Annotated in this window: 1 protein-coding gene; it reads right to left on the bottom strand. The window is 46.7% G+C overall.

What is annotated here, in order from left to right; all coding sequences use genetic code 11:
* Nucleotides 1-370 (bottom strand): hypothetical protein (locus tag R8N49_RS30560; RefSeq protein ID WP_318190879.1); only part of this gene is annotated, 370 nt, incomplete at its 3' end.
* Nucleotides 371-514 lie beyond the last annotated feature (144 nt).

The following is a 514-nucleotide window of genomic DNA, read 5'->3' as shown; positions in this document are numbered from 1 at the left end:
TGCGACCAGCCATTGACGCTGCTTTACCTACTGCACCTGCTGGCAACATCGTTACAGCCATACCACCTAGCACATTAGACGCAGTGCCTAGCCATGTACGCCAATCTTTAGCACCTTCGCCAAAGCTCATATCATCATTGATAATATCTTTCGCCATGGCTTCGCGCATTTCAGGCGATAAGGTTTCGTATTGCTCATTAGCCCAATTCTCTAATGAACTTGCTGCCTTTTCTGCACCAACGAAATTCGCAGCACCAGCCAAAGTTTGCAAAGCGCCTTGTTGAGCCATATCAACAACGTCACCAAACGTTGATGTGTTTTGATTGCGTTCCCTTTCCTCAACTAGACGCATCGCCTCTCTGAAATCCATCGGTATCCCCTCTTATTCTGCATAGGAAATAGACAGGGGAAGTATAACCCCAACCGCACCGATTGGGGATTTTTGTTTACGTTCGATGAATTAACGATTAGCCAAACCTAATGCCATGTAGCGTGCGGCTGGTAGAGCATTTTT

The organism is Vibrio sp. 1978, from assembly GCF_033344345.1.
This window is presented reverse-complemented; position numbering and strand designations above follow the sequence as displayed.